This is a genomic window from Roseateles sp. P5_E8 (assembly GCF_054177665.1).
This window is the reverse complement of the sequence record NZ_JBGCUM010000116.1, coordinates 1-3,174: the sequence shown is the minus strand read 5'-3', so window position 1 is coordinate 3,174 and position 3,174 is coordinate 1. Positions and strand designations below refer to the sequence as shown.

The window sequence follows — 3,174 nt, the reverse complement described above, 5'->3', positions numbered from 1 at the left end:
GAGTGGCCCGACGCGACATCGTTCTGATAGCACACTGCGGACACCATCTGCGACTTGCTGACGAGCAGCGGTCGGTCGCCTGTCAAAGATATTAACCGCTTCAAGGTCAGCTGGTCGAGATTGATCATGGAAAACGTCGATTCAAGAAAGCTGACCACACGCTCCGATACTCCGCAACCAGAGTTGATTAGGTAGAGAGAGTTGCCAGTTGACTGACCGCGGGCTGCTGACACCCCGAATAGCGGCTCGCTCGACAAGCCTCCGAGGACCACGTCTTTCACGAGCAACTGATTAGACTCGCAGAGGATTCTGAAAAGAGAATGCAGCGCGACGCGATCCGAACCAACGAACGGTGGAAGCCGCACAGGCGGAAATAGCCGGTCTATGGGAAATGATCTGCGGATGGTCATATAACTCACCACTGTTCAGTGTTGCCAGACAAATGCGAAGGCTTGGTGTCGCCCACCTTCAACGGTTTGTTTTCTGTCGGAGGCGTTTGAGCTGACTTTGGTGGCCGCGGCAAGAGGTCTTCTGACGAGAGAAACTTGTTAACCCTTTTGATCCCATCCGCGAGCTCACTCACAATTGCATGAAGAGCTTCTGCAGGGTAGTAATGACGTTTGAGCATCGTCATCGTAAGAGCAGTGCCTTTCACCAACGCGTCGCGCAATGCCTGAGCAAGAATTCCGGCGGCAATACCGACACACCGCACACCTTGCAAGAACAGCTCGGTCGCCACTAGGACTGGATCGAGATCGTGCTCGATAGGTAGATGACAGAGCAGGCCATAGATAGCTATGGAAAAGCCTGTCTTCCCGTCATCGCCATCTGAATCGTCATATGGCAACACATGAATGATCAGGGTCCGTCTGGCCGTTTGAGCGCTGGAAACGCAGAGCTCGAAGAAGTCATAGCCGCCACCTAGCATGACGGTCGTCTGTGCGCCGTTGGCCAAGTCCTTCAAAAGGTCTGACTGCTCCTTCAAGCGTGCGAGCCGATCGTCCTCTGATCTGGCCTTGGCAATTTTGAAGATTGCTTTGGCTTCATCCAATATCAAAGGACGCGGCCTTCGGCAGCCAACTTCCCAATAGAAACGCCGCTCTAGCCCGTCACCGGTAAGCTTTCTTGAGTCTGTTTCCACCAACAGCGTCGGCACCTTAATGCCATTCGCGTCCCTGTAGACGAGTGGCCTCGTTTTGTCCACCAGCGGCACACCCATCAGTTCGAGAATCGCCCTGAAGATGACGTCGAAGTTGAACGTTCCTTTCGTTGGACTCTTCAACTCAAGATACACAGCGCCAACCAAGCCAGCCGACCGTTCCTCGTCCGTCAACTCGTCCCTTGCTTGCCGACAGAGGAGCTTGAAAAGAGTCGACTTGCCGACGCCTGTCCCTCCGATCACCAGAACCAAGTTCCTCGACGTCGGGTGACGTGTGTGCACGGCGAGCTCCTTCAAGAGCCTATTCTGGCGCGGATGGTCGACCACGGCCTCCTTCTCGAAGTAATGAATGCGCTCATCAATCGATGCCTGGAGGAGATGGGGTGGGAACTGCGGTACAGCGATGCTTCGTTCCGAAGAGGTGGTTTTTGCCTTCATGTCTATCCCGCCATTACCCGTTCATACACAACATGGATCAGTGCGCCAGCTTGCCCGCAGTTGCAGATCCCATAGCGCGAGCCATCGCGTCGCGCATGGAATTCGCGTAGCCTTCCAGCTGCTCGTCCTTCTGGGTCGCACCTGGCTGTTCTTGGGGCGAATGAGGAAATACGTTTGAGTTGCGAATTTCCTCGTACTTCCGGTCACGCCAGTAATCCTGATTCGCCAGCGCGGCAGCGTTCATCTGTTCAAGAAGGTTGCAGATCCGTTGGCGCCCCTCGCTCGACGACTCGCGCACCAAACGCTGCTCCACAGACCACTCCTCGTTGAAGCAGCGTCGCACGACCTCAGGCGACCTCTGGAGCTCCGGCGCCAACGCAGACCGGCACTCAATCCATTTGCCCTTGAAGAACGTCAGGATCGTTGCCGGGTCAAATGGAACAGGGCGAACTAGCAGTTCTGTCTTGTCAAGAGCCAGGCTTGCCAATGCTGGATTTCCGTAATGACGGTAATTGACGAACAGCCCACGGGCCGAATCCAGCGTGCGCGTCTTGCCTCGTGCAAGCGGAGAGATGACAGGCAGGACTTCTACAAGGCTCTTGATCCTATGCAGCCGCCGACCTTGGAGCACGAGGGACGCTTCAAACATCGAATCTGGTGCTTGAAGCGTGGTCGAGTGCTTTTCGCCGTTGTACAGATCGAAGTAATGCTCGAGGCCGATGTGGAGCTCCAGCAGGGTGAGCCCGGCATGCCGCTCTGGACTGGCTGACGGCGACATCATCCGGACGTTCTTCAAGAGCTTTGTATTGCCCCGCAGATTGGCAATAAGTTCAATCGTCGTGGTCCCGATTACTCGCTCGATCAGCGCTCCAAACCGCGGAGAACCTTTCGGCCGGACGTGCCGCAAGATAAAAAGGGTAGCCAGACACTCCTTGAAGTCTTTGGCCTTGAACTCGCTGCCCCAATCATGAATGATTGCGTCAGGCAAGCGCCCGTTCCTGCGGATGATGTCCGCGAGCACCGCCATCGAACTTATGTAGCTCGGAGGTCTGAACGACAAATGGAACCCGACAATTTTTCTCGTGTGGGCGCAAATGGCCAGCGTCAGCCAAGGCCTGGCCAGGATCTCTCCGGATATCGAACTTATAAGAACAACGTCTAGCAACGTGGAGTCGATGTGGACCAGCGCCATGGCATGCTCCGCGTGCACGGGTGTGTTCCGCTCAAGCATCCAGTAGGCCGGCTCGATCTGATGAGCCGCCTTGTGACCCTGTGATGCTTCGACCGTACCAACACTGCGCAGACGCTTGACATGCTCGTAGAAGGTGCTCGTGGCCACCATCACGAGACCTTCAGACTGCCATTCCGTCGCGATCTTGTCGTAGAGGTGAAGCGTCGTCGGGTTCGTGGGATCCTTCAATCCGGCTCTGATTGCTGTGTGCAGCCTGACTAGCAAGTCGAGGTCAATCTTTGGTCCACGATTGCCACGCGATTGCGTGTCGTCGATCAACGCTTCAACGGGACTAAGTCCTTTGCTCTCTCCTTCGCGCACTGCCTTTCGCCAGCGTCGAATGCGC

General features: G+C 55.8%; 2 protein-coding genes. Both read right to left on the bottom strand.

The window, feature by feature from the left end; all coding sequences use genetic code 11:
* Positions 1-415: 415 nt before the first annotated feature.
* Entirely contained in the window at positions 416-1,597 is a 1,182-nt protein-coding gene (locus tag ACXRVZ_RS27405; protein ID WP_458233107.1) for an AAA family ATPase, read from the bottom strand.
* A 37-nt stretch (positions 1,598-1,634) separates the two neighbouring features.
* Positions 1,635-3,174 (bottom strand): hypothetical protein (locus ACXRVZ_RS27400; protein WP_458233106.1); only part of this gene is annotated, 1,540 nt, incomplete at its 5' end.